The sequence below is a fragment of the Micromonospora sp. NPDC004336 genome (assembly GCF_053602615.1).
This window is the reverse complement of record NZ_JBSGDY010000002.1, coordinates 73,743-100,584: the sequence shown is the minus strand read 5'-3', so window position 1 is coordinate 100,584 and position 26,842 is coordinate 73,743. Positions and strand designations below refer to the sequence as shown.

The 26,842-nt window shown below is 72.8% G+C and carries 21 protein-coding genes; 5 read left to right on the top strand and 16 right to left on the bottom strand.

What is annotated here, in order from left to right; all coding sequences use genetic code 11:
- From ACWENR_RS01050 to ACWENR_RS01025, 6 genes are all read right to left on the bottom strand, one after another.
- Entirely contained in the window at positions 1-1,218 is a 1,218-nt protein-coding gene (locus ACWENR_RS01050) for a hypothetical protein (RefSeq protein WP_452275059.1), read from the bottom strand.
- A 337-nt stretch (positions 1,219-1,555) separates the two neighbouring features.
- On the bottom strand, positions 1,556-2,239 hold the full coding sequence (gene nfi, locus ACWENR_RS01045; RefSeq protein ID WP_452275031.1) for a deoxyribonuclease V: 684 nt from the start codon (positions 2,237-2,239) through the stop codon (positions 1,556-1,558).
- 327 nt (positions 2,240-2,566) lie between these two features.
- Complete coding sequence (locus ACWENR_RS01040; protein ID WP_452275030.1) at positions 2,567-3,007, bottom strand: hypothetical protein; 441 nt, start codon at positions 3,005-3,007, stop codon at positions 2,567-2,569.
- Complete coding sequence (locus ACWENR_RS01035) at positions 3,004-7,332, bottom strand: toxin glutamine deamidase domain-containing protein (protein ID WP_452275029.1); 4,329 nt, start codon at positions 7,330-7,332, stop codon at positions 3,004-3,006. Before ACWENR_RS01035 ends, ACWENR_RS01040 begins: the two co-directional genes overlap by 4 nt.
- Positions 7,333-7,350: 18 nt before the next feature.
- A complete protein-coding gene (locus ACWENR_RS01030; RefSeq protein WP_452275028.1) occupies positions 7,351-7,689 on the bottom strand; it encodes a hypothetical protein in 339 nt (112 codons plus the stop codon).
- Complete coding sequence (locus ACWENR_RS01025) at positions 7,689-8,099, bottom strand: YbaB/EbfC family nucleoid-associated protein (RefSeq protein WP_452275027.1); 411 nt, start codon at positions 8,097-8,099, stop codon at positions 7,689-7,691. Before ACWENR_RS01025 ends, ACWENR_RS01030 begins: the two co-directional genes overlap by 1 nt.
- Before the next feature lie 83 nt (positions 8,100-8,182).
- On the opposite strand from ACWENR_RS01025, the gene ACWENR_RS01020 reads away from it, so the two are divergent.
- Entirely contained in the window at positions 8,183-9,415 is a 1,233-nt protein-coding gene (locus tag ACWENR_RS01020) for an SUKH-3 domain-containing protein (protein WP_452275026.1), read from the top strand.
- Position 9,416: 1 nt separating this feature from the next.
- Here ACWENR_RS01020 and ACWENR_RS01015 read toward each other — a convergent pair whose 3' ends face one another.
- A complete protein-coding gene (locus ACWENR_RS01015; RefSeq protein ID WP_452275025.1) occupies positions 9,417-10,856 on the bottom strand; it encodes an aldehyde dehydrogenase family protein in 1,440 nt (479 codons plus the stop codon).
- A 332-nt stretch (positions 10,857-11,188) separates the two neighbouring features.
- Here ACWENR_RS01015 and ACWENR_RS01010 point away from each other — a divergent pair, with 332 nt between their 5' ends.
- Positions 11,189-13,129: a proprotein convertase P-domain-containing protein gene (locus ACWENR_RS01010; RefSeq protein ID WP_452275024.1), complete on the top strand. Its 1,941-nt coding sequence runs from the start codon at positions 11,189-11,191 to the stop codon at positions 13,127-13,129.
- Positions 13,130-13,438: 309 nt separating this feature from the next.
- Here the strand turns inward: ACWENR_RS01010 and ACWENR_RS01005 are convergent, their stop codons facing one another.
- The 6 genes from ACWENR_RS01005 to ACWENR_RS00980 form a co-directional block, all read right to left on the bottom strand.
- Positions 13,439-14,284, bottom strand: coding sequence for an endonuclease domain-containing protein (locus tag ACWENR_RS01005; RefSeq protein WP_452275023.1), 846 nt, complete (start codon positions 14,282-14,284; stop codon positions 13,439-13,441).
- 265 nt (positions 14,285-14,549) lie between these two features.
- Positions 14,550-15,563: an agmatinase gene (gene speB / locus ACWENR_RS01000; protein ID WP_452275022.1), complete on the bottom strand. Its 1,014-nt coding sequence runs from the start codon at positions 15,561-15,563 to the stop codon at positions 14,550-14,552.
- Entirely contained in the window at positions 15,560-16,378 is an 819-nt protein-coding gene (locus ACWENR_RS00995; protein ID WP_452275021.1) for an ABC transporter permease, read from the bottom strand. The genes speB and ACWENR_RS00995 overlap by 4 nt, the downstream gene beginning before the upstream one ends.
- The gene (locus ACWENR_RS00990) at positions 16,375-17,310 is read right to left on the bottom strand and encodes an ABC transporter permease (RefSeq protein ID WP_452275020.1); all 936 of its coding nucleotides are present in this window, start codon (positions 17,308-17,310) and stop codon (positions 16,375-16,377) included. Before ACWENR_RS00990 ends, ACWENR_RS00995 begins: the two co-directional genes overlap by 4 nt.
- A complete protein-coding gene (locus tag ACWENR_RS00985) occupies positions 17,307-18,470 on the bottom strand; it encodes an ABC transporter ATP-binding protein (RefSeq protein ID WP_452275058.1) in 1,164 nt (387 codons plus the stop codon). Before ACWENR_RS00985 ends, ACWENR_RS00990 begins: the two co-directional genes overlap by 4 nt.
- 5 nt (positions 18,471-18,475) lie before the next feature.
- Complete coding sequence (locus ACWENR_RS00980) at positions 18,476-19,660, bottom strand: polyamine ABC transporter substrate-binding protein (protein ID WP_452275019.1); 1,185 nt, start codon at positions 19,658-19,660, stop codon at positions 18,476-18,478.
- A gap of 202 nt (positions 19,661-19,862) precedes the next feature.
- Here ACWENR_RS00980 and ACWENR_RS00975 point away from each other — a divergent pair, with 202 nt between their 5' ends.
- Together ACWENR_RS00975 and ACWENR_RS00970 are read left to right on the top strand one after the other, a co-directional pair.
- On the top strand, positions 19,863-20,375 hold the full coding sequence (locus ACWENR_RS00975; RefSeq protein ID WP_452275018.1) for an Lrp/AsnC family transcriptional regulator: 513 nt from the start codon (positions 19,863-19,865) through the stop codon (positions 20,373-20,375).
- Between the two features lie 321 nt (positions 20,376-20,696).
- Positions 20,697-22,043: an aspartate aminotransferase family protein gene (locus tag ACWENR_RS00970; protein WP_452275017.1), complete on the top strand. Its 1,347-nt coding sequence runs from the start codon at positions 20,697-20,699 to the stop codon at positions 22,041-22,043.
- A 33-nt stretch (positions 22,044-22,076) separates the two neighbouring features.
- On the opposite strand, the gene ACWENR_RS00965 is transcribed toward ACWENR_RS00970, so the two are convergent.
- Positions 22,077-22,445: a DUF3499 domain-containing protein gene (locus ACWENR_RS00965; protein ID WP_091097507.1), complete on the bottom strand. Its 369-nt coding sequence runs from the start codon at positions 22,443-22,445 to the stop codon at positions 22,077-22,079.
- 156 nt (positions 22,446-22,601) lie between these two features.
- Here ACWENR_RS00965 and ACWENR_RS00960 point away from each other — a divergent pair, with 156 nt between their 5' ends.
- Complete coding sequence (locus ACWENR_RS00960; RefSeq protein ID WP_452275016.1) at positions 22,602-23,048, top strand: metallopeptidase family protein; 447 nt, start codon at positions 22,602-22,604, stop codon at positions 23,046-23,048.
- An 85-nt stretch (positions 23,049-23,133) separates the two neighbouring features.
- Here the strand turns inward: ACWENR_RS00960 and ACWENR_RS00955 are convergent, their stop codons facing one another.
- Positions 23,134-23,391 (bottom strand): WhiB family transcriptional regulator, encoded by a 258-nt coding sequence (locus ACWENR_RS00955; protein ID WP_007455784.1) that lies wholly within the window; start codon positions 23,389-23,391, stop codon positions 23,134-23,136.
- Positions 23,392-24,044: 653 nt separating this feature from the next.
- A complete protein-coding gene (locus tag ACWENR_RS00950; RefSeq protein WP_452275015.1) occupies positions 24,045-26,552 on the bottom strand; it encodes a bifunctional FO biosynthesis protein CofGH in 2,508 nt (835 codons plus the stop codon).
- Positions 26,553-26,842 lie beyond the last annotated feature (290 nt).

The window sequence follows — 26,842 nt, the reverse complement described above, 5'->3', positions numbered from 1 at the left end:
TCAGCCGGGGAGCCGGGGCATGAACACCGTGTGGTCGCCGCCGCCGGCCTCCGGGGGCGGGTCACCGGGCCGCCCGGAGGCGGGCGGTCCCGAGGCGGGCGGTGCCGAAGCGGGCGGCCCGGAGGCGGGCGGCGCCGAGGCGGGCGGTCCCCAGGCGGGTGGTCCCGAGGCGGGCGGCGCCGACGTCGGGCGGCCGTACTGGCCGGGGGCGGGCGGCGCCGACATCGGGGCCCCGGGCGGGGCCGACGCCGGCGGCGGGGCGGGCGCGTCCCCGCCGGGGCGACTGCCGTACACGCCGCCGGTGGGGCGCGGCGCGGACGTTGTCCCGTACACGCCCGGGGCGGGCTGCTGGCCGTACACCTGGCCGGGCGGGGTGGGGGCGGCGGCCGGGCCCCGCGCGGAGCGGTAGGTGGTGCCGCCGGGGTTACGCGGCAGCGGGACGCGCGACAGGTCGTCGGCCGGCTCCTTGTCCGCCCGCGAGCGGCGGAACAACAGGACGATGAGCAGGATCCCGACGGCGACCATGGCGATGCCGAAGAACATGATCACCGAGCCTCCGCCGCCGGACTCCTCGGCGGCGGCGTCGACGGTGGCGCCGGCGCCCTGGCCGGAGAGGGCCGCCGCGGTCACGCCCGCGTCGACGCTCGCCGGTACGGTGGCCACCGCGCTCGGGGTGGGCGACGGCTTCTTCGACGGCGTCGGCGTCGGCGACGCGGAGGCCCGGCCGCCGACCACCCGGGAAGCCTCGGCGGCCCGGCCGAGGAGCCGCCCGAGGGCGCTGGTGGCCTCGCCGGCCACCGTCAGCCGACCGTCCGGCGCACCCGCCACGAACGCCACCCGGTAACGCACCGTCGCGCTCTTGCCCTTGCACAGCCGCGGGTTCGCCGGCGCGGTCGCCGGGGTCGCCACGCTGCCGCCGCCGCCCGAGAGCGAGACGGGGAACCAGCGACCACCCACGTTGACCTGCGCCCGGACCTGGTCGGCGCGCAGCCCGCCCAGGCGCAGGCCCAGGGCGGTGCGCAGCAGCACGCAGCCGTCGCTGCGCTTGCGCACCTCGATCGAGACGCCCTCGGCGGAACCGCCGGCCGTGAAACTGCCGGCCGACCGCACCCGGACCGAGTCGTCGGCGGCGAGCGCCGGCGTCGCGCCGAGCGCCACCAGGCCACCCAACAACGCGCAGACCGTCGCGAGCCGCGCCACGTGCCGACGTACCGCCATGATCACCTCGCCGTTCCTCCCCCGACGGGGGTCCGCCGGTAGGCTACTACCGCGCCCGGACGGGCCAGGGTCATCGAGCGTTCCGGATGTGCTGCGGATTACCCCGACGGCCACCTTCCGGCACCTGTCTCGACCCGTCGATCCTGGTCCCGGCCCCACGGCCGGTCGTCCGGCGCCCATCGCCCGTCGCCTCTTTCGACCGGGCGGCGGGTTCGCCCTCATCCTCGGCGCGGTGACCCGGGTGTGGCGGCGGGTTCGCTCCCCATCCTCGGCGCGGCGACCCGGGTGAGGCGCCGGGTTCGCTCCCCATCCTCGGCGCGGTGCCCCGGCCGGCGCCTCAGCCCGGGGTGGCGGCGGCCAGCGCGTCCCGGCAGAGCCGGTCGGCGGTCCGGGTGGTCTCCGGCAGCCGGTACCGCGGCGTCAACGCGAGCACCCGGGCGGTCGCGTTGTCGAGACTCATCCGGTGGCCGACGCTGACGAAGACCGGCTTCACCCCGTCGCGGGTGCGCAGCACCCGGCCGACCACCTCGTCCCCGTCGCGCAGCGGCGTCCACGCGCCGCGCCGGTCAGCCGGCGGCGCCCACGCACCGAGCAACGGCGTCTTGCCGACGCCGATCGCCGGCAGGCCGGTCACCACGCCCAGGTGGCAGGCCAGCCCGAACCGGCGCGGATGGGCAAGCCCGTGCCCGTCGCAGACCAGCACGTCCGGGCGTACGGTCAGCCGGTCGAGCGCGTCGAGCAACGCGGGCAGCTCACGGAACGCGAAGAGCCCGGGGACGTAGTCGAAGGCCGGCCGACCCACACTGACCGCCGAGTCGACCACCGCGAGGGTCCGGGCGTCCAGCACCGTCACGGCCGCCGCGAGGCGGTCGCCGCCCTCCGCGTACGCCACGTCCAAGCCGGCCACCGTCGCGGGCTCGGCCGGCCCCGGCCCGACCAGGTCGACCAGCGGACGCAACCGCTCCTGTACGGCCAACGCCTCCGCCACGCTGCCCGGCGGATCCACCCGCGCACCCGTCACGTCAGGGACACCTTCCACTTCGTCGGGACGACGTGTCATCGGTAGCCGGCCTGCTCCCGCCCTTGCTTGTCGCTGGTCAGCCCGTCAACGCCTTACTCCGCGATGTCCGGTTCAGCCGCCTCGCCATGCTATTCGCTCCCGCCAGCCATGACGGACACCGAGAACGATGGGAGCCCTACTGGCCAGCACCGATCAAACTTGTCCGCTCAGCCGGAACCTGGGTCGTTCTGGCGAGCAGGCGGTGTGAGCGGGAGCCTGCGATACGGCACGACGATCCTCAACGGGCAATGGCACCGGCGCCGAGCGAACTTCGACCAGTGGCAGCACTCATGCCTGCTCGCCCAGCAGGGGATCGGCTGCCGGGTCTCCCGCCCGCCGCAGCTCTTCTTCGAACATGACGAACGTCTTCCTCCGGATCCCCTTGACCAACGCCGCTTCGACAGGGCTCAGCGGCCGCCGTTCCGCATCCGCCTGCTCCTCGATCGCGCTGACCGTCTCATAGAGGGCGAAGATCGGACCGTCACCCCTCAGATAGCGTCCCCGATCATGCTCGATGTATTCGATGAACTCATCGCGCGACAATTCCTCAACCTCGTCACCACCAACAAAGAGGACTTTGCGAACCAATTCGTCAACACGCTCCCACCCTCCGGTCTTCCGTGATATTCGCCAAGCCTGAATTCGGCCCGCGTCATCCGCTACAAGCTTCAGAGGGCTCTCGTAGTAGTTGAAGAACGCCGGCAGTCTCCCCGGCCGTCGAGTGCTCACCGCTCCATCGCCTCTCGCTCGTGACGTTCCAGAGCAACTCGAAACGCTTCCTGCTCCCGGGCGACGAGACCATCCCGTATCGCCAGTTCCGATGTGGTCAGAGAGCGGTCCTGCGACTCCGCCATCGCCTCAAGGTCACGGCGCACCTCGTAGAGCGCATGTTCCCACTCCGCCACCTCGTCCATGGCGGCAAGTTGGAGGCGCAGTTCCGCCACATGTCCGTTCGACATCCGCAAACTTAGCAGCACGTCCCGATAACCGCTCAACTGAGGCTTAAGGAAACGGTCCTTCTTGACGAGAACGTCAATACCGGGTTCCTGACCTATCCGCCACAGCCCGCGATACAGATCGTCAAGTCTGCGGAACTGGATCCTAGCCGCAGCCAGGTCCTTCAAGGACGACACATCGTTTTGGTACTCGACCAACTTGTCGAGGACGCGTTGACGGTCTTTGGGCTTGTCGCGCCAGCTCGCGACACCTTGCCGCCCAGCCATTCGTATGGCCAGTTCGTTCAGTTCCCGCTGGGCTACTATCGCCTCACGATAAAGATGCTCCAAGTAGCTCAGGCGATAGCTCTCGTCGTCCTGCCGGGAGGAATCGAACCCTGACTGGTACACCTTTCGGCTCCTCGGGCTGACCGAGTCACCAAGCGCCTTCTGCTCGGCGCTTATCGAACCCTCGGGCGCCTCGATCTGATCCGAGTCGATCGCGCTGGCATCGGAGCTCACGTTGTCATCGAGGACGGAGCCGAGGACGTCGATCGCCTGTTGATGTGTGGCCAGGTGATGGAGCGTCACCGGGCGCGCAGTCAGCGAGTTCGTCAGCTCCGGGGTGGCGAGGATCATCCGCGCCAGGTCAGGCTGCCGCGCCAACTGCCGGACGAGGGTCTCGGCGAGCATCGGCTCGCCTCGGGGCGGTTCCCGCCAAGTCTCGTCCAGCATGCGTTGCACACGCGGCTCAGCGAACAGCCGGGCCACGTCTCGGGCGGCTGGCTCGTCGAGGTGCGGCACGAGACGACGGAGCGTCGGCCCATCGAGAGCGGCAGCCACCTCGGCGGGGGTCACGCCTGCGGCGAACACCGCGTCCAGGTCCGGCTCGCCGGCCAGGACGGCGTTGGCAGCAATGCCGTTGGCCATCCGCTCCGCCTGGGCGCGTTCCCGCTCGGACCGCAGGTCCTTTGGTGGGAGGCCGTCATGACCGGACGGCTGCCTCGGCTCGTCGAGCTGCGGTGAGGGCCGGTCCGGCACCGGCCCGCTCGGCGGGGCCGCCCCAGGACCATCGAGCAGGTGCATGCGGTTCAGGTACGGCTCGCCGTACCCCTGGTCGATTTCGACGGGCGGGTATTCCGGCAGGTCCGGTCGCTCGCTGAACCGGCCGCGCCGCAGCCCGCCCAACGGCATGGGCCGCGCGTCCGGCCCGAGCACCAGCACCTCGGTGTCGACAGCGTTGTACGGGTGGGGGGTGCCCCGGTGTCGATAGAGGGGCGCGTCCGACAGGACTCTGACCTGCGGGTCGAGGTAGAGCACCGTGCCGTGTTGGTTGAGGGCGACCCAGATGTGCGACCCGCCGCCCTCCCAACTGTTGACGACGAACGCGAAGCTGCCGTGGCCGGCGATGCGGAGCTGGTCGTGCAGGTTGCGGTAGCCGGCGTCGATGGCCCGCTGCCGCTCGGCGCCCTGCATGTCGTCGGTCGGCTGGCAGAGACGCTGGAACCGCCCCCCGGTGACGTCCTCGACCCGCCCGATGCCGTCCCGTTCCCCGTCGATGGGGCGCGTGACGTCGCCGGCCAGATAGGCGTCGAACGTGCGGGGCGCGGCCACCCGGGGCCGGCCGTGCATCCACGTGTCGAACATCGACAGGGTGCAGTCGATGCAGTTGATGCCGCGGGTCGGGTCGGCCTCCGGCCCACCGTCGTTCACCAGCCTGAACCAGCCGCCCCGCCGGGGATCGGCGGTCCGCCTGACGCTCCCGTCCGGCTCACGCGGCATCTGCCGTTCGATGTCGGTCTGGTGCAACGCCAGCGGGGGACGCAGCCCGCCCGGCTGGCCGTAGCTCCGCGACCGGTCGACGGACGGCGGATGGTCGTCACCCGTCAGCGCCGAACGGTCCCCGGTCTCCACGGCGCCGAGCGCCAGGTCGCCGACATCGTCGTTGATCCGGCGAAAGTCGGCGGGATCGACGACGCCCACCACCGACGGTACGGCTCTGCCGGCCAGCACGGCTTCCGCATAGTCGAGGCACTGCCCGTACGCCCGCGACTCGTCGTCCGCCGCCACCTGCCACCTGGCAGCCTGGCGCGCCTGACCCGTCTGCCGCAGGTGAGACGCATGGGCCACGAAATCCCGCGCCCGCTGGTCGTGTTCCTCCGCGCGTGCCCTGAGCCGGGCAGCCTCGTCGAAGCGGCGCTTGTCCTCGAACCACGCCCGTTGCGACTCGAAGTAGCCGCGATAGCGTCGTCTCTCGAACGCATCCCGGTCGACCGCCCACCTGGCCGCATACCACTCCGGAGTCCTGACCTGGGGGACGGATGGCCCGTCTTGGCCGGCCGCCGCCGTCGAGTCGGTGCGGACGTGCGGGTTCGGCGTGGGCGTTGGCGCGTCGAGCGGAGGCACCCGGGTGGGAGGTGCCTGCGGTGGATCTGCTGATCCCGCCCCGGCGACACCTCGTACGGCCGTCTCAGGGCTGGGGACCGCCGGGGCGTGCCCGGCAACCGGCACGGACGCGCTCGCCGTCCTCGGCTCGGAGTGCGTGAGGGAGGTCTGCCCGACCGCCGGGGTCCCCACGGCCGCCCCAGCCCCGACTGCCGACGCCGCCACCGGCGCAGCCGGAGCACCAGCAATGCCTGCGGCGTTTCCGGAGCCGGCAACACTCGGGACGCTTCCGGAGGCGGCCGTTTGGACGTCGGCGCCGGTCGAGAAGGTGGCGTTGGCAGCGACGGGCGCCGCCGTCGTGACCGAGGAGAGCGTCGGGCTGGGGGCAGGTTCCGGTAGCGCGGACGGGGCGGGAGCCGTCGCGCCTACCCGTTCGGCGCTGGCGGCGGTCACGCCCTCGGTCGTGGCACCGGTCCTTGCGGGCGTATCCGAGAGCTGAGACGAGGCCGCCTGCCCCTCCGGCGACTGTCTCGGCGCTGGCACCGCCTCAGCGCCCCGATGACTCTCGGCTGTCCCACCGGCCGATGCCCCTGAGCCGTGCGCAGGCGACCCCGCTCCATCTCCTGGCACGGCAACCGGGGCGGCCTCCGCCGGCACGTCGGGAGACGTCGAAATCCCGCCGGCTCCTGTCGTCGGCGTCAGTGACATTCCCGCCAGGGCGCTCAGCTGGCCGTCGAGCCGGGCCTGCAACGCCGCGTCGGCCTGGGTGGTGGCCGAGCCCCGGGCGCCGGACACGGCCGCGCGGGCGGCATCCTCCACGGAGGTCAGACCCTGTCCGGTGGCGAGGCTGGCGGCCTGCTCGGCCATCACCTCGCCGGTCATCTCGCGTCCGACGTGCTCCCCGATCCGGGCGCCCCGTCCGGTGGCGTGTCGGCCGAGGCCGGCCAGCGGCGCCACCGCCCCGCCGGCCAGCCCGCCGACCGCCGTCGTGCCCAGCTCCGTCAGGTCCAGCCCGTGCCGTCGGCCGGTCGAGTTCTGGTACGCCTGGGTGGCGAGGTTGATCCCGCTCTCCTCGGCCGCCTCGGAGAGGCCGCCGAGCGCCGCCCGCCGGCCCATGCCACGCACGCCGCCCTTGGTGACCTCCTTGGCCGCTCGCTCGCCGGCTTCCTTGAGCCCCTGCTTGAGCGACTTGCGGGCCAGTTGCGCCATGAGCCGCTTGAAGATCTGTTGCACGATCAGCCGGGTGGCGGTGATCGCCGCCCCGGCGGCAGGCGAGGCCGCGCCGGCGGTGAGGACGGTGGCGACCGCCAGCGACAGCAGCTCGATCACCAGGATGCCCAGCTCGATCCAGACTTCGAGCTTGGCGCCCTCGATGTCGCAGCCGCACTCCTCGACCAGCCTGCCCAGCTCGGTGCTGACGGCGAGCAGCACCGGCAGCGGCGCCTCGTCGCCCTCGGCGACCCGACGCCAGGCGGTGTCGAACGCCGCGGCGACCGCCCCGACGCCGCCGTAGCCACCCCGCACCTCACCGGCTGCCGCGACCGCGTCGGCGTGCGGCCCGGCCAGTGCGGTGGCCACCGAATACCACTGGTCTGCAAGTTCCCAGACCGCGCGCTCGTTCCCCTCCGGCCACTCGACGCCGATCACCCAGTCAAGGGCCTCGTAGACCCAGCCCGGCAGATCCCAGGGCGAGTAGTCGAGCGGGTGGGGGATGGGGCTCGGCAGCAGGCTCATCCGGGTCTCCTCCGCGGATCAGCGCTGCTGGTGCCGGTCGCGGGCGCGGTCGAACCGACCGGCGCTCGCGGCGTCCGTGCGCACATTGGCGTCGACGGAGCGGACGACGTCCGCACCCAGCCCGTCGAGGTGCCGGCCGACGCCCTCCCACACGCGCAACACCAACTCCTCGATGCCGCGGTACTTCTGCTCGAAGGCGGCCCCGATGTCGTCCTTGCCCCAGGGGCGCGACGCGCTCGCCGCCGCGATCGCGCCGCCCACCTCGCGGCGGCGGGCGACGACGGCCTCACCGGCGAGCGAGAGGTCGGCCCCGCCGCGCCGGGCGCGCTGCGGGTCGAGCCAGAGCTGCCCGTCCATCACTCGCCCCGGCGCAGCGCCGAGTCCGCCCGGCCCAGCAACGACCCGAAGTCCCCCGTACGCAGGAAGTCGACCGCACCGGAACCGGCGGGCAGATAGCCGGCCACCAGCTCCTGCGTGGCGGACGCCGCAGCGGCACCGGCCCGCAGGACCGTGTTGGTGATCTTCCGGCTCAACGCCTTCGCGTCCCGGTCGTGGTAGACGGAGGGGTGGATCTCCACGGAGATGAGGTCGCCCCGGGCCCCGACGGTGGCGGTCACCTGGCCGTCCTCGGAGCGCTCCGTCACCCGCAACTCGGCGAGCCGGGCCTGCAACTCGTCCAGATCGGACCGTAGTCGCTGGTAGTCCCCGTACACCTCGTCGAACCGCGCCCGCAGCGCGCGATTGGCGTCCCGGTCCACGCTCTCCACCAACGCCACCCTCCCCCGTCACCGTCGGTAGGGCGAACCATACCGGGCGCCACAATTCCGTGGGGTCCGGTAGTTTCAAGCCCGTGATCGATCGCCAGCAGGCCGAGCAGCTCGCCGCCGTGTGGGCCCGCCGCGACTCGCAGCGCCTGGGTCACGAGTGCCGGCCGACGGTCGACGAGTTCGACCTCGGCTACGTGATCACGTCCACTGTGTCCGTCGAGGCGCGGGCGGTGCCGGGCGATCTGCCGACCACCGTGGTGGACAAGCGGACCGGCGAGGTGACCACCTGGCCGCGCGTGCCGGTCGAGGTCGTCGAGCAGATGTACCGCCGGAGCCGACCGGAGGGCGCCGCAGCGCCGCGCACGGTGGATCCCGCGAGCCAACTGCTCCGCGAGATCCACCGGCTGCCCACCCCGGACACGGCGGCGCATCTGACCGTCGAGGGCCGGCTGTTTCGCGCACGGGGCGCCAAGGGCGACGTCGAGCTGCACCATCACCCGCTGGTGCGCGCCTATCTGGACGAGCTGCCCACCGGGCACCTGGTGCGCGGCGGTGACCGGCACGCCGAGCTGATCGTCGTCTCCGACGTCCTGCACGACTACGACCAGCGGCGCACCGCCGAGGGCGTCGCCCCGCTCGACATGGCCGACGCGAAGGACCTCCTGGAGAGCGCGCGGTTCGAGGTCTTCCGGGTTCGCGAGCCGGGGGATCCGCACGGCGGCCCCGCGGACCGCCCGTGCGACTCGTGCGTGGACCTGCTCGTGGAGTTCAACCTCCTGCCCTGGTCCGACCGTGCCTTCACGTTGCCGTGGCAGCCGGATCCGCAGCCGGATCCCGATCCCGGCCGCTTCCCGCCCGAGGTCGCACAGGCGCTCGTCGCGGCCGGTTGGCGACCGCACTTCGGGGACGAGGTCGTCGCAAGCTCCGCCATCCGGGATGTGAGCGCGGTCCGGGGCAGGACGTCCGCGCACACGGGTTTCCCGGCGGCCCTGGCGACGCTCACCGCCTTCCCCAGCCTGGTCGGCGCCCGACGCGGGCCCGGCGAACAGGTGTGGATCTCGCGCTTCGACATCCGCCCGCGTCAGGTAGCCCACACCGCCGACAGCCTGGCCGACTTCGCCAATGTCCTCGGGTCGCGGCTCTTTCCCATCGGCACCGAACGGCAGGAGAGCATCCTGGCCGTCGACGAGCGGGGGCGGGTGTTCGCGTTGGACCAGGCCGGCGAGTGGTTCCTCGGCGAGGACGTCGACGCCGCCCTGACCACCCTGCTGCTCGGTCGGGCGCCCGCCCGGGTCCGCGACGACGGCACCTGGTGACCTACAACGTCACCCCGGTCAGCACCATGACGCGCGGGTCGGTGTAGTCCTCCATCGCGCTGCGCAGGCCCTCGCGCCCGACGCCGCTGCCCTTCACCCCGCCGTACGGCATCTGGTCGGCCCGGTAGGACGGCACGTCCCCGACGATCACCCCGCCGACCTCCAGGGTGCGGTGCGCGGCGAAGGCGACGTCCAGGCGGTGGGTGAAGACGCCGGCCTGGAGCCCGTACGCCGAGTCGTTGACCGCGGCGAACGCGGCCTGGTCGTGCTCGACGCGGGCGACCACCAGCACCGGCCCGAAGACCTCCTCCGCGCTGACCCTGGCGTCGGCCGGCACCCGGGTGAGCACCGTCGGCGGGTAGGTGGCGCCCTCGCGCCGGCCGCCCACCTCGATGGTGGCGCCGGCCGTGACGGCCTCGTCCACCCATGCCTCGACCCGTCGGGCGGCCTCCTCCGACACCAGCGGGCCCACGTCGGTCAGCTCGTCGGACGGGTCGCCGGTGCGCAGCTCCCGCACGGCCGCGACCAGCCGGGGCAGGAACGCGTCGTAGAGCCATTCGTGCACGTAGACCCGCTGCACGGCGATGCAGGACTGCCCGGCCTGGTAGTTGGCGAACGTCGCGATGCGGTGCGCCGCGTACGTCAGGTCCTCGTCGGTGTTCCAGTCCTCGCAGATCACGGCGGCGGCGTTGCCACCCAGCTCCAGGGTGACGTGCTTGTCGGGCGCGGCGCGGCGGATCGCCGCGCCGACCGGGCCGGAGCCGGTGAACGACACCACCGACAGCCGGGGGTCGGCGACCAGTTCGGCGGCGCGCTCGTTGGGCAGCGGCAGCACCGAGAACATACCCTCCGGCAGGTCGGTCTCGGCGAGCAGTTCGCCGAGCAGCAGCGCCGACAGCGGGGTGGCCGGGGCGGGCTTCACGACGATCGGCGCGCCCACCGCGATGGCCGGGGCGACCTTGTGCGCGACCAGGTTGAGCGGGAAGTTGAACGGGGTGATGCCGAGCACCGGCCCCTTCGGCGCCCGCCGGACCAGCGCGATCCGCCCGGTGGCGGTCGGGTCGGTGTCGAGGCGTTGCAGCTCGCCGGAGAAGCGTCGGGCCTCCTCGGCCGCCCAGCGGAAGGTGGAGACCGCCCGGCCGACCTCGGCCCGCGCCCACCTCAGCGGCTTGCCGCCCTCGGCGGTGATGAGCAGTGCGGCCTCGTCGGCCCGCTCGGCGAGGCGTCGGGACACGTGGTCCAGGGCCGCCGCGCGGGCGTGCGCGGGCAGGGCCGCGGCCGCCGCCGCCACCCGGGCGGCTGCCGCGACGGCCGCGTCGACCTGGTCGGCCGTGGCCAGGGTGGTACGCCCGACGGCGCGCCCGTCGTACGGGTGGTGGACGGTCAGCTCGCCCTCGCCGTGGGCGGGGCGGGAGGCGACGTAGAACGCTGCGGACTCCACGCGAAGCAGCCTAGAGACCCGGTGGCCTGTCCCGCCGCCGGCCTGCCGTCGCAACCTGCCGCCCGCCCCGGCGACGTGCTGCGCCGCCCGCCGCCGCAGTGATGTAGGTCACTCGTACGGGCCGGGACCGGCCGGCCTCGAGGCGGGTTTCGGCAGGTGGGGACGGGCGGGCCGAGCCCGACCCGGTCGACCCGGGACGACTCCCGCCAGCGCTTGCCCAATATCGAAACATCTACACGTTCAGACGTCAGCCCTCTACAGTCTTGCTCAATTTGATCAACTCTGATCGATGGCGCGAACCGCCGTCGTTGAGCGAGAGGAACACCCGAGGGATGACACTCCCCTATCCTGCCGGGCGCCGCTGGCGCTTCGGAGCGGTGACCGCCGCCGTGGCCGCAGCAGTGGCGTTCGGCACCCCCGCGACCGCCGCCCCCGCCGAGGGACAGATCCTCCTGGCCGGCGGCGCCACCGCCGTCGACGACTCGTACATCGTCGTCTTCAAGGACGCCTCGGTGGGCCGGGCCGACGTGACCAGCAAGGCGCGCGACCTCGCCGGCCGGCACGGCGGCGCGGTCAACCGGACGTACCAGAACGCGCTGCGCGGCTTCGAGGCGCGGATGTCCGAGGCGGAGGCCAAGCGGCTCGCCGCCGACCCCTCGGTGCGCTACGTCCAGCAGAACCACACGATGCGGATCAGCGGCACGCAGAGCCCCACGCCGTCCTGGGGCCTGGACCGCACCGACCAGCGCGCGCTGCCGCTGAACAACTCCTACACCTACCCGAACACCGGCTCGGGCGTGAAGGCGTACATCATCGACACCGGCATCCGGTTCTCCCACGGTGACTTCGGCGGTCGCGCCGTCAGCGGGTTCGACGCGGTCGACGGCGGCAGCGCCGACGACTGCAACGGGCACGGCACCCACGTGGCCGGCACGGTCGGCGGCAGCGCCTACGGTGTGGCCAAGGGCGTCACCCTCGTCGGCGTCCGAGTGCTCGACTGCGGGGGCAGCGGCACCAACGCCGGCGTCATCCAGGGCGTCGACTGGGTCACCGGCGACCACGCCGCCGGCCAGCCCGCCGTGGCCAACATGAGCCTCGGCGGCGGCTTCAACCAGGCCGTGAACGACGCGGTGGCCCGCTCCATCGCCGACGGCGTCAGCTACGGCCTCGCGGCCGGCAACGACAGCGGCGCGAACGCCTGCAACAGCTCCCCGGCCAGCACCCCCGCCGGGATCACGGTCGGATCGACCACCAGCACCGACGCCCGGTCGTCGTTCTCCAACATCGGCACCTGCCTGGACATCTTCGCCCCCGGCAGCTCGATCACCTCCGCCTGGCACACGGGCGACACCGCCACGAACACCATCAGCGGCACCTCGATGGCGACCCCGCACGTGGTCGGCGCCGCCGCGCTCGTGGTCGCCGCCAACCCGTCGTTCACCCCGCAGCAGGTACGCGACAAGCTCGTCGCCGACGCCACCAGCAACGTGGTGACCAACCCGGGCACCGGCTCGCCCAACAAGCTGCTGTACGTCGGCGACGGCGGCACCACCCCGCCGCCCCCGCCGCCCACGGGCTGCACCCAGACCAACGGCACCGACGTGACCATCTCGGACAACGCCACGGTGGAGAGCACGATCACCATCGCGGGCTGCACGGGCAACGCCGGCTCGGCCAGCACGGTCGCGGTGGACCTCGTGCACACCTACATCGGTGATCTCGCCGTCAGCCTCGTCGCCCCGGACGGCAGCGCCTACACCCTGCACAACCGCACGGGCGGCTCCGCCGACAACATCAACCAGACCTACACCGTCAACCTCTCCTCCGAGGTCGCCAACGGCACCTGGAAGCTGCGGGTCCAGGACGCCGCCAGCGGCGACACCGGCTACCTCAACAGCTGGACGCTCAACCTGGGCGGGTCCGGCACGACGGACTGCACCGGCACCAACGGCAACAACGTCACCATCGGCGACAACGCGACGGTGACCAGCGTCGTCGCGATCGCCGGCTGCACCGGCAACGCCTCGTCGACCAGCAAGGTCGCGGTGCAGATCGTGCACACCTACATCGGCGACCTGGTCGTCAGCCTCGTCGCCCCGGACGGCAGCGCCTACACCCTGCACAACCGCACGGGCGGCTCCGCCGACAACATCAACCAGACCTACACCGTCAACCTCTCCTCCGAGGTCGCCAACGGCACCTGGAAGCTGCGGGTCCAGGACGCCGCCAGCGGCGACACCGGCTACATCGACACCTGGACCCCTACCCTCTAACCAGCCAGGCACAAGGTCCCCCGACGGCGACACCGCCCACCAACCGAACAGGTCCAGGCCGGGTAACAGCGAAGGGACCCTCGCCCCCCGCCCTCGCCCCCCGCCCCCGCCCTCGCCCCCGCCCTCGCCCCTCCCGCCCCTCCCGCCCCTCCCGCCCTCGTCGATCTTGCACTTTGTGCCCGCGAAAAGTCCTTTTGGTACCGGTAAGTCGGGGCAGAAGGTGCAAGATCGCCGAGGTCAGGGGCGTGGGGGCGGGGCGCGGGGGCGGAGCGCGGGGGGCGGGGGGCGGGGGCGGGGGCCGAGGGGGCGTCAGGAGAGGGCGGCGCGGATCGTGGCGACTATGCAGGCGGGGCGGCTATAGAGGTCGCGGTCGGTGAAGTAGCGCATCCGCCAGCCGTTCACGTCGAGCCAGTTCATCCGCTCGCGGTCGTACCGGAGTTGATCACGTTCGAGATGCGACGCGCCGTCGTACTCGATGCCGACCCTGCGCGCCCGGTAGCCGAGATCCAGCCGGTAGCGAGGCAGGCCATCACCATCGTGCACCCACAGCTGCGGCTCGGGCGCCGGGAGCCGCCCGTCGACCAGGACCAGCCGCAACTGGCTCTCCTGCCGACACTCGGCTCGGCCGTCCGCCAACGGCACGAGGTTCCGAATTTGCCGTACGCCACGGAGCCCGCGATGGACCGCCACCTCCGCCATCAGCTCGTGTGGATCGACCGTGCCCGACCGGATGGCAGCGTCGAGCACGGGCAGGGCGTCCAGCCGCCGGACGGTACGCGCCAACTCGACGGCGCACCGGGCGGCCGGCACGCAGGGCACCCCCCGGACGAGGACGGGCCGCGTGGGAATCACCGAGTGGTGGACGACCAGGCCGGGAAGCCGCGGCTTGGGCACCGTGGCGGGCAACTGGACGTGGACGATGTCCTCGCGCAGTACGCCGAAGCCGTACCGCCGGGCCGCGCTCTGCCTGGTCAGCATGGCCTCCTCGGGAAGGCACAGCATGAGGGCGCGCAGTTCGTCCTCGTCGTCGCAGGGCTGGTCGCCGTAGACACCCCGCCGCACCCGATGCAGTTCCGCCCTGTCGAGTCTGGTGCGGATCCGCTTCACGGTGAGGTCCCGCATCAGCTCGCCGGCGCGCCAAAGCTGAGTAGACATGCGCACAGGATCGACGAAACCGCCCCGCCACCCCGGCCCTCAACGGCTTCCCCTGTGGACAACCCCCGCCCTGTGGACAACTCCCCAAACCCACCCCACCCGTGCTAACACCACCCCCTCCCGCCCAGCCCAGCCTCGTCCAGCCCCGTCCCGCCCCGGCGATCTTGCACTTTTGGCCCCCGATAAGCGAGGAACGCCCGAAATGCCGAGGCAGAAAGTGCAAGATCGCGGGCGGCAAGGGGGGCGGGGCGGCAAGGGAGGGGGGTTAGCGGGCGTCTAGGAGGGGTTGGTGGGGGGTCCAGGGTGGGCCGCCGGTGGCGTCGCGGCGGCGGCGGGCGATCGCCGACAGCGCCTCCAGTACCACCCGGTTGGCCAGGTACGCGGTGATGTCGGCGTGGTCGTACGGCGGGGCGACCTCGACCACGTCGACGCCTACGACGGGCAGCTCGTAGCAGCAGCGCCGGACCGCGTCGAGCAGTTGGCGGGAGGTCAGCCCGCCGGGTTCCGGGGTGCCGGTGCCGGGCGCCATGCCGGGGTCCACCACGTCCACGTCGACGGAGAGGAAGACGCCCTCGCACTCGTCCACCGCGATCCCGAACGCCTCCGTCAGGCACTCGTCGAGGCCGCGCGCCACCAGCTCGGTCATCTCGTACGACCGCATCCGCTGCTCCGCCATCCACGACAGGGTCTCCGGGCCGGGCCAGTAGCCGCGCAGGCCGATCTGGAGGAACCGGTCGCCGCGTACGGCGCCGGACTCGATGAGCCGGCGCATCGGCTGGCCGTGCCCGTGCAGGCTGCCGAACTCGATGTCCCCGGTGTCGGCGTGCGCGTCGAAGTGCACCAGCGACACCCGGCCCGGCCCGTGGTGGCGGGCGACGCCGGTGGCGTCGGGCAGCGCGATGGAGTGGTCGCCGCCGAGCACCACCGGGATCGCGCCGGCGCGCGCCACCGCGAAGACCGCCGACTCCAGGGCGGCCAGGGAGCGTTCGATGTCGCCGGAGAACATCTCGACGTCGCCGGCGTCGTACACCCGCAGGTCGCGCAGTGCGTCGACGCGCAGCGCGAGGGACGGTCGGGAGCCGTCGTGCGGCAGGTAGCAGGCCTGGCGGATGGCGGACGGCCCGAACCGGGTGCCCGGCCGGTGCGAGGTGCCACCGTCGAAGGGCGCGCCGACGATCACGATGTCGGCGTCGGCGAAGGACGACGGGTCGTCGAGCGCGCAGCGGTCGACGCCGAGGAAGGTGACGTCGGGGCCGTACATCGGGCCGTAGCGGGTCATCGCTGCTGTTCCTCCACGGTGGGCGGCGGCCGGCGGCCGCGCAGGGTGCTGGCGAGCACCAGCAGCAGGGCGACCACGAACATCGCCGTGCCGACGACGTTGACCTGCGGCGGGATGCCCCGCTGGGCGGCGCCCCAGACGTACATCGGGAACGTGACGGTGGTGCCGGCGTTGAAGTTCGTGACGATGAAGTCGTCGAACGACAGCGAGAACGCCAGCAGCGCGGCGGCCACGATGCCGGGCCGCACCAGCGGCAGGGTGACCAGCCGGAAGGTCTGCCACTCGCTGGCGTAGAGGTCCATCGCGGCCTCCTCCAGCCGGGAGTCCATCCCGGCCAGCCGCGCCCTGACGGTGACCACCACGAACGACACGCAGAACGTGACGTGCGCGACGACGACGGTCCAGAAGCCCTGCGGCACCCCGGCGGAGACGAGGAGGGCGAGCAGCGAGGTGCCCAGCACCACCTCGGGGGTGGCCATCGGCAGGAGGACCAGCACGTTGAGCGCGGACCGACCGCGGAACCGGTGCCGCACCAGCGCGAACGCCATCAGGGTGCCGAGCACCGTGGCGACCGCGGTGGCGACGAAGCCGATCTGGACGCTGCGCACCACCGCGTCGCACATGTCCGAGGTGGCGCAGGGGTCGCGCCAGTTGTCGAGCGTGAACTCGTGGAGGTCGTACGACAGGCGGCTGGACGGGCGGTTGAACGAGAGCGCGGCGACGACGCCGACCGGCAGGAGGAGGTAGCCGAGCACCAGCAGCGCCACGCCCGTCACCCAGTGGTCGGCCAGCCTGCGCAGGATCCGGGCCGTCACGACGCCTCATCCGTGCGGCGCAGGCAGCCGAGGACGACCGCGAGGATCGCCGCCATCAGCAGGAACGACAGGGCCGCACCCTGCGGGTAGTCGAGCCGGACCAGGAACGCGGAGTCGATGACGTTGCCGATCATGTATTCGTTGGGGGTGCCGAGCAGTTCGGCGTTGATGTAGTCGCCGCTGGCCGGGATGAGGAAGAGCAGCACGCCGGCGACCAGGCCAGGCATGGACAGCGGCAGCGTCACCCGGCGGAAGGCCCGCAGCGGGCTGGCGTAGAGGTCGCTCGCCGCCTCCAGCAGCCGGGGATCGAGCCGCTCCAGGCTCGCGTACAGCGGCAGCACCAGGAAGGGCAGGAAGTTGTACGTCAGGCCGAGCACCACCGCGACCGGGGTGGCCAGCAGCCGGCCGTCGGGCGCGAGCAGGTGCACGTCGCGCAGCAGCCCGACGAGCCCGCCGCTGTCGGACAGGATGGTCTTCCAGGCCAGCGTGCGCACCAGGAAGCTGGTGAACATCGGCGCGACCACGCAGACCAGCAGCAGGTTCTTCCACCGCCCGGCCTTCCGCGCGATGGTGTACGCCAGCGGGTAGCCCATCAGCAGCGCCAGCAGCAGCGCCAGGCCGGCGTAGCCGAAGGACCGGGCGAACTGCGGCCAGTATGCCGCGAGCGCGTCCGGGTAGTTGCCGACCGCCCAGGTCAGCGCGTACCCGGTGGCGAGCGAGCCGGCGGGGTCGTAGAGGCTGGCGGCGGCGAGCTGGAACAGCGGCGCCGCGAAGAAGAGGAACAGCCACGCCGCGCCGGGCAGCACGAGCAGGTACGGCCGCAGCCGGCGCCTGCCGGAGCGGCGGGCCTGCGGTGACGGCGGCGACGACGGCAGGGGCGGGGGCGGCGGCGGTCGCCCCGACCCGGTGGCGGCGCGGGCGGGGACCCTCACGAGGGCGCTCCGACCGGCTCGTCCAGCACCGGCGTGCCCGCCTCCTCGCCGGGCTCCCGGGCCAGCAGGAAGGCGTGCCGGGGATCCCAGTAGGCCACGGCCGCCGCGCCCACCGCGCGCGGGCCGGTCGCGCCGCTGTTGGCCACGAAGACCGACAGCTCGCCGCCCCAGCCGGTACGCAGCAGGTACTGGGTGCTCACCCCCGTGTAGGAGGCGTCGGTGACGACCCCGGTGACGTGCTGGCAGCCGGCGGGGACCTGGTCGGCCGAGTCGACCAGGTGCAGCTTTTCCGGGCGTACGCCCAGGTGGACCGGCCCCCGGTCGGCGCGGGACCGGTCGGCGGGCACCGAGAAGCGACCGCCGTGCACCGAGACGGCGACCTCGTTCCCGGTGGGGCCGGCGGCCTCGCCGGCGAGCAGGTTGGACTGGCCGAGGAAGTTCGCCACGAACGCGGTGGCCGGGAACTCGTAGAGGTCGGCGGGCGCGCCGAGCTGCTCGATCCGGCCGGCGTTCATCACCGCGACGGTGTCGGCCATCGTCATGGCCTCCTCCTGGTCGTGGGTGACGTGCACGAACGTGACGCCGACCTCGGTCTGGATGCGCTTCAGCTCGATCTGCATCCGCCGGCGCAGCTTGAGGTCGAGCGCGCCGAGCGGCTCGTCCAGCAGCAGCACCTGGGGGCGGTTGACCAGGGCGCGGGCCAGGGCGACCCGCTGCTGCTGGCCGCCGGAGAGCTGGGCGGGCCGGCGGTGGCCGAAGCCGTCGAGCTGCACCAGCGCGAGCATGCCCGTCACCTCGTCGTCGACGGAGCGGAAGCCGCGCCGGCGCAGGCCGAAGGCCACGTTCTCGAAGACGTTCAGGTGCGGAAAGAGCGCGTAGCTCTGGAACACGGTGTTCACCGGCCGCTTGTACGGGCGCAGCCGGGTGACGTCCCGGCCGCCGAGCAGCACCCGCCCGCTGGTCGGCTCCTCCAGGCCGGCGACCATCCGCAGCGTGGTGGTCTTGCCGCAGCCGGACGGCCCGAGCAGGGCGAAGAAGGTGCCCTGCGGCACGGTCAGGCTGAGCTCGTCCACCGCCGTGAGGGTGCCGAACCGCTTGGTGAGGTCGGCCAGCCGCAGGTCGGCGGCCGGTGTGTCGCGTCCCGGGGTCGCCCCGCCCATGCCGCTCACGCCCCGATGATCCGCTGGAACTTGCCCTCGTAGTCGCGTTCCTGCTGCTCGTCCAGCGCCATGAAGACCTTGGACCTCGCCAGTATGGTCTCGTCGGGGAAGATCAGCGGGTGGGCGGCCAGCTCCGGGTCGAGCTTCTCCAGCTCGGCCTGGGCGCCCTGGACCGGGCAGATGTAGTTGACGAACGCGGCGAGCCTCGCGGCGATCGCCGGGTCGTAGTAGTGGTCGATGAGCCGCTCGGCGTTGCCTCTGTGGGTGGCCTTGTTCGGCACGACCACGTTGTCCGACCAGATCATCACCCCGGAGTCGGGCACGACGAACCTGATCTTGTCATCGTCGAAGCCGAGCTGGACGGCGTCGCCGGACCAGCCGATGCACGCGGCGATGTCGCCCTTGGCGAGGTCGGGCGCGTAGTCGTTGCCGGTGAAGCGGCGGATCTGCCCGGAGTCCACGGCCCTCTCGAGCTTGTCGAGCGCGTCGTCGAACTGGGCGGCGGTGAAGTTCGCCGGGTCGTGGCCGTTCGACTGGAGCAGCAGGCCCATGGTGTCGCGCATCTCCGCCAGCGCGGTCACCCTGCCCTTCAGGTCGGGGCGGGTGAGCAGCTCGTCGACCGTACGGATCTCCCTGGTCACCCTGCCGTTGTAGGCCAGGCCCGCCAGGCCGGACTGCCACGGGATGGCGAGCTGGTCCTGCGGGTCGAAGGACCGGTTGCGCAGCGACGGCAGCAGGTTGGCCGCGACGTTGGGCAGCTTCGACCGGTCGAGCCGCTGCACCCAGCCGAGGCGGATCAGCCGCGCCGCCATCCAGTCGGAGAGGACCACGACGTCGCGCCCGATGCTCTGGCAGCCCGCGAGCTGGTGGCGCACCTTGCCGAAGAACTCGTTGTTGTCGTTGACGTCCTCCGTGTAGGTCACCTGGATGCCCGTCCTCGCGACGAACGCGTCCAGGGTCGGCCGCTTCGACCCGTCGGAGTCGTCGACGTCCATGTACTGCGGCCAGTTGGAGAACGTCAGCTTCTTCTCGGTGCCCGACAGGTCCTCGCTGACGCAGCCGGCCCCGGTCCGGGTGGCCGCCTCGGTGCCGCAGCCGGCCAGCGCGCCGCCCGCGGCCAGCAGCGCGGCCGAGCCGAGGGCGCCGGTGAGCAGCCCACGCCGGGTGAGGGACCGAGCGCGAGTGCGCATGTGACGACTCCTAGGGGGTCGACGTCGACGGCGGGACGGGGGAGGATGGCGCGCCGGCGGGAGGGTGCAATGGGACGAGTGATCCTGACATGAGGCCCCCTCCCGTACAAGTGATTCCGTTGCGGCCATACCTCCAGACGACGGAATGCGCCAAACTGTGCGAGGCCACCCGGCGGCCCGGGACCGACATGGGGAGCGATCGATGACGAACCGTCAGCACGACAGCGGCAACGGCGGGCGACGGGTCGCCGTCCGGGAGGGCGCCGGCCACGCCCTGCTCGACGACGTGGCGAAGCAGATCATCGAGCAGCTCCAGGAGGACGGCCGCCGGCCGTACGCGACCATCGGCAAGGCAGTCGGGCTGTCGGAGGCGGCGGTGCGCCAGCGCGTGCAGCGGCTGCTCGACGCCGGGGTGATGCAGATCGTGGCCGTGACCGACCCGCTCCAGCTCGGCTTCCCCCGGCAGGCCATGATCGGCCTGCGCACCGACGGCGACATGGAGGCCGTGGCCGACCGCCTCGCCGAGCTGGACGAGGTCGCCTACGTGGTCATCACGGCGGGCTCGTTCGACCTGCTGACGGAGGTGGTCTGCCGCAACGACGACCACCTGCTGGAGATCCTCCAGCGGCTGCGGGCGGTCGAGGGCGTGCTCGCTACGGAGGCGTTCGTCTATCTCAAGCTGCGCAAGCAGACGTATTCCTGGGGCACCGCCTGATCGGGCCGGCGGCCGGGCCGGAGACGCACCGACGGGCCGCCGGTGGGATCAGCCGGCGCGCCCGGCAGCGGCGACGAACGCCCGCCAGGCGTCGGGCGCAGCTGGTCTTGGAGCGTGGGCGCCGACCGGCGGACGACGCCGGATCACAGACCCCGAGAGGGTACGGAATCCGTCGCCCTTACGCCTGATACTCTTTGAATCCGTTGCCATATCGACTAGGCAGCACCGGTTTCACTTGTGTTCGCGGTCCGGGTGTGCGATAACCGTGGGCAGAGCGGCCGGCGTCACCCCGCACCGGCCCGGGACCCGATGGGGCTGACCATGGCCGACGCCACCGACCACCTCTGGATGCACTTCACGCGGATGGCGAGCTACTCCGCCGGCGAGGTGCCGACCATCGTGCGCGGCGACGGCGCGTACGTCTGGGACGACCGGGGCCGCCGCTACCTGGACGGGCTCGCGGGCCTCTTCGTCGTCAACGCCGGCCACGGGCGCGCCGAGCTGGCCGAGGCCGCCGCCAAGCAGGCGGGCGAGCTGGCCTACTTCCCGCTCTGGTCCTACGCCCACCCCAGGGCGGTCGAGTTGGCCGAGCGGATCGCGGCGCTGACCCCCGGCGACCTCGACCGCGTCTTCTTCACCACCGGCGGCTCCGAGGCGGTCGAGGCGGCGTGGAAGCTGGCCCGGGCCTACTACAAGCGCACCGGCAGGCCGAACAAGCACAAGGTGGTCAGCCGCCACGTCGCCTACCACGGCACCTCGATGGGGGCGCTGTCGATCACCGGCCTGCCCGGCATCAAGAGCGACTTCGAGCCGCTCGTGCCCGGCGGCATCAAGGTGCCGAACACCAACTTCTACCGCGCTCCGGAGCACGGCGACTCCCCCGAGGCGTTCGGCCGGTGGGCCGCCGACGAGATCGGCCGCGCCATCGAGCGGGAGGGGCCGGACACCGTAGCGGCCGTCTTCCTGGAGCCGGTGCAGAACTCCGGCGGCTGCTTCCCGCCGCCGCCCGGCTACTTCGAGCGGGTCCGCCAGATCTGCGACGCGTACGACGTGCTGCTCGTCTCCGACGAGGTGATCTGCTCCTGGGGCCGGCTCGGCGAATACTTCGGCGCCGTCCGGTACGGGTACCAGCCCGACATCATCACCACCGCCAAGGGGATCACCTCCGGCTACGCCCCGCTCGGCGCGATGATCGCCAGCGACCGGCTGACGGAGCCCTTCCTGACCGAGACCGGGATGTTCGCCCACGGGGTGACCTTCGGCGGCCACCCGGTCTCCTGCGCGGTCGCCCTGGCCAACCTGGAGCTCTTCGCCCGCGAGGACCTGATCGGCCACGTACGGGCCAACGAGGCCGCCTTCCGAGCCACCCTGGAGAAGCTGCACGACCTGCCGATCGTCGGCGACGTACGCGGCGACGGCTACTTCTACGGCATCGAGTTGGTCAAGGACAAGGGCACCCGGGCGACCTTCGACGAGGCCGAGTCCGAGCGGCTGCTGCGCGGCTTCCTGTCCACGGCGCTGTTCTCGGCCGGGCTCTACTGTCGCGCCGACGACCGGGGCGACCCCGTCGTGCAGCTCGCTCCGCCGCTGATCGCCGAGCAGCGGCAGTTCGACGAGATCGAGCAGATCCTGCGCGCGGTGCTCACGGAGGCGTGGGCGCGCCTGTAGCTCCCCGCCGTCGGGCCGCGCGCCTCGGCCGCGTCAGTGGCTGGGGGGAATGACGCGGAGGTGGCCGCGGCGGCCGGTCTGCGGGGCCGAGTTCAGCGTCTCGTCGTCCTCCGGCGGGCGGGGGGCCACCGGGCGGGCGGCCTCGCGGACGGCCTCGGCGAGGGCGACCAGGTCGTCGGTGGTGGGCGGCGGGGGCTCGAACTCGCCCTCGTGCCGGACGACGTCCCATCCGCGCGGTGCGGTGAGGCTGCGGGCGTGCGGCTCGCAGAGGTCGTAGGTGTGCGGCTCGGCGAAGGCGGCCAGCGGCCCCACCACGGCTGTCGACTCGTTGTAGACATAGGTCAGCGTGGCGACCGCTTGCCGGGGGCAGCCGTTACGGGAGCAGCGCCGTGGTGACCTCACGGCGGCAGGGTATCTCCATTACCGGGTCCGGCGCACCGCTTCGCGTTGCGACACGCCCGTCGCGGTGATCACAATTCGGCCGGTTCGGCGCGCGCGGCGCGCCACATCGGCGGCGCTGCCGCAGGCCAGGTCGGTGCGGGAGCTAACCTGTCCCTCATGACGAGCCCGGAACACCGCCGCCCCGGCCCCGGCCGGCGCGCCCGCGACCGGCACGGGCGCGGCCTGCGCGGGCGGCTGGTCCCGGCGACGGTCCCGCTGGCGCGGACCAAGGCGGAGATCTTCGACGATCTCGTGCTGGACACCGTCGAGACCCTGGAACGGCGGTTCGCCAAGGAGCTGGCCGGTGTCGAGTTCGCGGTGGAGGACGTCCCGCCGGACCTGAACGTCTACGACTCCGACGTGCTGGAGGACGGCGAGGTGCCGCTCGCGCGCCTGCTGCCCGGCCGGCCGGGCCGGCAGGAGGTGCCCCCGCGGATCGTGCTCTACCGCCGGCCGCTGGAGTTCCGGGCCATGGATCGCGAGGATCTCGCGGATCTCGTGCACGACGTGATCATCGAGCAGGTGGCCAACCTGCTCGGTGTCGACCCGGACGAGCTGACCTGAGCCGCCCGTCGGGTGCCGCCGCGAACGGCGACCGGTTGGTTCGCGCCTGAGCCGGGCGGCCCCCACCGCCCTGGCCCGGCGCCACTCAGGCGGCCCGCCGCTTGAGCTTGCGCCGCTCCCGTTCCGAGAGCCCACCCCAGATCCCGAACCGCTCGTCGTGGCCGAGAGCGTATTCGAGGCATTCCGTCTTGACCTCGCAACGCGAGCAGATTCGCTTCGCCTCGCGGGTCGAGCCGCCCTTCTCGGGAAAGAACGCCTCCGGGTCGGTCTGCGAGCAGAGCGCCCGCTCCTGCCACTCCGGCGCGTTTCCGAGCAGGTCGGCCACCTCAAGCTGGCCGTCCATCAAAAGCCTCCTTGTCGCGCACCGGCGTCATCGCCGCTGCAACCCCCCACGCGAAAGGCGCGCGTGTCCGTGCGGTCCGATTTGCTGCGTTCCGTGCGAACAACCCCATTCAAATTACACGCGTGTAATGCGTGCGCCGTCAAGCCAAACTTGATAATGGAGTCGCCCTCCCGACAACACTCCGGACGGCCACCCGGCCGCCCGGCCTCGCAACCTGCCCTATCGATTCAGACCCCGGCCGAGTAACGCCCTCTCCGGCGAGTTGCCCGAGTTTTCTCCCGTGGCGCTTCCCCACCGGCCCGACCGGACACGCCGACGGAGACCCCCGAAAGACCACCACCGCAATCGTTGATCTTGGTGGGGCACAGGTTAACGCGACTTCGCGCCGACCGCCCGTCGAGCGGCGGACCAGCGGTGCCCGACCTTCCACAATATGGACGATCGCGCCTGGACGACCGGTGACGGTCGACCCGACCGGGGGCCGGGCGAACGCCTCCTGCCAGGCAAAATCCGCGAACGTCCGACCGCGACACCGCTTCGTCCCACCGGTGTCCGACCGTCCCACCAGACGGTATGGACGCCGGTGCGCGGGCTCCGGGCGGACGGCACTGTGGAAGGTGCCGTCGCGCTCCGGCGGCGGGTGGGACCCGACCCTAGGACCGGGGGCGGCCGTACGCGGTCGTGCGCCGGCGGGCCGGGCGTCCGGCGGCAGCGGCGATGGCGACCAACTGCTCCTCCGTACGCGCCGAGCCGTTGCCGGAACCGGCCATCCGGGAGATCGTCTCCTCCATCAGCGTGCCGCCCAGGTCGTTGCAGCCGCCCCGGAGCATCGCCGCCGTGCCCTCGTCGCCGAGCTTCACCCAGGAGCACTGGATGTTGTCGATCCGGCCGTGCAGCAGCAGCCGGGCCATCGCGTGCACCACCCGGTTCTCCCGCCAGGTCGGCCCGGGGCGGGCGATGCCGGCCAGGTAGATCGGCGCGTTCGTGTGCACGAACGGCAGCGCCACGAACTCCGTGAACCCGCCGGTGCGGTCCTGCACGCCGGCCAGCACCCGGAAGTGCGCGAGCCACTGGCCGGGATGGTCCACGTGGCCGTACATCATCGTGGAGCTGGAGCGGATGCCCAGCTCGTGGGCCGTGCTCACCACGTCGACCCAGGCGGCGGCCGGCAGTTTGCCCTTGGTGAGCACCCAGCGCACGTCGTCGTCGAGGATCTCCGCGGCGGTGCCGGGGATGGTGTCCAGGCCGGCCTCGCGCAGCCCGGTCAGCCACTCCCGCACCGACACGCCGGCCTTCGCGGCGGCGGTGACGATCTCCATCGGCGAGAACGCGTGCACGTGCATCCCCGGCACCCGCGCCTTGATGCCCCGGACCAGGTCGGCGTAGACGGTCACCGGCAGCTTCGGGTCGATGCCGCCCTGGAGGCAGACCTCGCTGGCGCCGGCCGCCCACGCCTCCTCCGCCCGGTCGGCGACCTGCGCCACCGACAGCCGGTACGCGTCGGCGTCCCGCTCCCGCTGGGCGAAGGCGCAGAACCGGCAGCCCACGTAGCAGACGTTGCTGAAGTTGATGTTGCGGTTGACCACGTACGTCACGTCGTCGCCGACCGCCGCCCGGCGCACGTCGTCGGCGAGGCGGCACAGCTCGTCCAGCGCCGGCCCGTCGGCGGCGAACAGCGCCAGCGCGGCGTCGGCGTGCCGCGGCTCCAGCAGCGCCGCCGGGTCGTCGGCCGCCAGCCGCAGCCCGGCCCGCAGGTCGCGGTCGGTCCCGCCCCCGCCGCCGGCGGTCACCTTGCCGGCCACCTCGGACCAGTCGCCGTAGACGTGGTCGAAGTCGCCGCGCCGGTCGCCCGTCCGCCCGGTGGTGTCGATGGTGGCGTGCAGGTCGGTCCGCCCGCCGTACGTCTCGTCGGGCTCCTGCCAGGGGCGGCCCACCGGTCGGGCCTCCTCGACGGCCAGCCCCGTCGCCGGGTCGGCCAGCGCCCCGACGTGCGGCAGCAGGCGCGGGTCGAGCCACGGGTCGCCGGCCCGCACGTACTCGGGGTAGATCGTCAGCCGCTCGCGCAGCGTGAAGCCGGACTTCTCCGTGTGCCGGGCCAGCTCGTCGATCTGCGGCCAGGGGCGTTCCGGGTTGACGTGGTCCGGGGTCAGCGGGGACACCCCGCCCCAGTCGTCGATGCCGGCGCGCAGCAGCAGGTCGTACTCGCCCGCGATCAGGTTCGGCGGGGCCTGGATCCGGGCCTTCGGGCCGAGCAGCACCCGGGTCACCGCCACCGTGGCGGCCAGGTCGTGCAGCTCGGCGTCGGGCATCCCGCGCATCGCCGTGTCCGGCTTGGCGCGGAAGTTCTGCACGATCACCTCCTGGAGGTGGCCGTACTCGCGGTGCGCGCGGCGGATCGCGAAGATCGCGTCGACCCGCTCGGCGGGCGTCTCGCCGATGCCGATCAGGATGCCCGTGGTGAACGGCACCCCGACCCGGCCCGCGTCGTCGAGCACCCGCAGCCGTACCGCCGGCTCCTTGTCGGGCGAGCCGAAGTGCGGGCCGCCCGGCTCCGACCAGAGCCGCGTCGCCGTGGTCTCCAACATCATCCCCATGCTGGGCGCGACGGGCTTGAGCCGCTGCAACTCCGACCAGGAGAGCACCCCCGGGTTGAGGTGCGGCAGCAGCCCGGTCTCCTCCAGCACCGCCACCGCGCACGCGCGCAGATAGTCCAGTGTGGAGTCGTAGCCCCGCTCGTCCAGCCAGCGCCGGGCCGCCGGCCAGCGCTCCTCCGGCCGGTCGCCGAGGGTGAACAGGGCCTCCTTGCAGCCCTGCGCCGCGCCCGCCCGGGCGATGGCGAGGACCTCGTCGCGGTCGAGGAACGCCGCCGGCAGCCGGTGCGGCACGGTCGCGAAGGTGCAGTAGTGGCAGCGGTCCCGGCACAGCCGGGTCAGGGGGATGAAGACCTTCTTCGAGTACGTGACCACGCCCGGCCGCCCGGCCTCGCGCAGCCCGGCGTCGCGCACGGCGCCCGCCACGTCGAGCAGCTCGTCCAGCGCCCCGCCCCGGGCGGCCAGCAGCGCGGTGGCCTCGTCGACGTCGAGCGCCCGCCCGGTCGCGGCCCGGCGCAGCGCCCGCCGCACGCTCGCGTCACTCGGGCCGGGCTCGGTGCGATCAACCATCCGCCCAGCCTAAGCGCTCACCGGTCCCGCCCCGCCCGCCCGGCCCACACCGTGAACAAGCGCACCACCCGCCGGCCGGACCTCCGGCTGCCGGCTCCGGATGGCGAACCGGGGGCGGACGGGTGGGGCCGGCCGACACGGGAGCCGGGAGCCGGCCCGGCGGCGCGGGAGGCCGGGACGGCGGCGGCGCGGAAGGCCGGGACGGCGGTCGCGGAGGAGGCGGGACGGCGGTCGCGGAGGAGGCGGGACGGCGGTCGCGGAGGAGGCGGGAGCGCGAGCGCCCCGCACGG

Coding starts and splice junctions, on each gene's coding strand:
- ACWENR_RS01010 (WP_452275024.1), top strand. CDS start 11,189: ATGACACTCCCCTATCCTGCCGGGCGCCGCTGGCGCTTCGGAGCGGTG.
- ACWENR_RS01005 (WP_452275023.1), bottom strand. CDS start 14,284: ATGTCTACTCAGCTTTGGCGCGCCGGCGAGCTGATGCGGGACCTCACC.
- ACWENR_RS01035 (WP_452275029.1), bottom strand. CDS start 7,332: ATGAGCCTGCTGCCGAGCCCCATCCCCCACCCGCTCGACTACTCGCCC.
- ACWENR_RS00975 (WP_452275018.1), top strand. CDS start 19,863: ATGACGAACCGTCAGCACGACAGCGGCAACGGCGGGCGACGGGTCGCC.
- ACWENR_RS00970 (WP_452275017.1), top strand. CDS start 20,697: ATGGCCGACGCCACCGACCACCTCTGGATGCACTTCACGCGGATGGCG.
- ACWENR_RS01030 (WP_452275028.1), bottom strand. CDS start 7,689: ATGGACGGGCAGCTCTGGCTCGACCCGCAGCGCGCCCGGCGCGGCGGG.
- ACWENR_RS00980 (WP_452275019.1), bottom strand. CDS start 19,660: ATGCGCACTCGCGCTCGGTCCCTCACCCGGCGTGGGCTGCTCACCGGC.
- ACWENR_RS00985 (WP_452275058.1), bottom strand. CDS start 18,470: ATGGGCGGGGCGACCCCGGGACGCGACACACCGGCCGCCGACCTGCGG.
- ACWENR_RS00955 (WP_007455784.1), bottom strand. CDS start 23,391: ATGGACGGCCAGCTTGAGGTGGCCGACCTGCTCGGAAACGCGCCGGAG.
- ACWENR_RS00960 (WP_452275016.1), top strand. CDS start 22,602: ATGACGAGCCCGGAACACCGCCGCCCCGGCCCCGGCCGGCGCGCCCGC.
- ACWENR_RS01050 (WP_452275059.1), bottom strand. CDS start 1,218: ATGGCGGTACGTCGGCACGTGGCGCGGCTCGCGACGGTCTGCGCGTTG.
- ACWENR_RS00950 (WP_452275015.1), bottom strand. CDS start 26,552: ATGGTTGATCGCACCGAGCCCGGCCCGAGTGACGCGAGCGTGCGGCGG.
- speB (WP_452275022.1), bottom strand. CDS start 15,563: ATGACCCGCTACGGCCCGATGTACGGCCCCGACGTCACCTTCCTCGGC.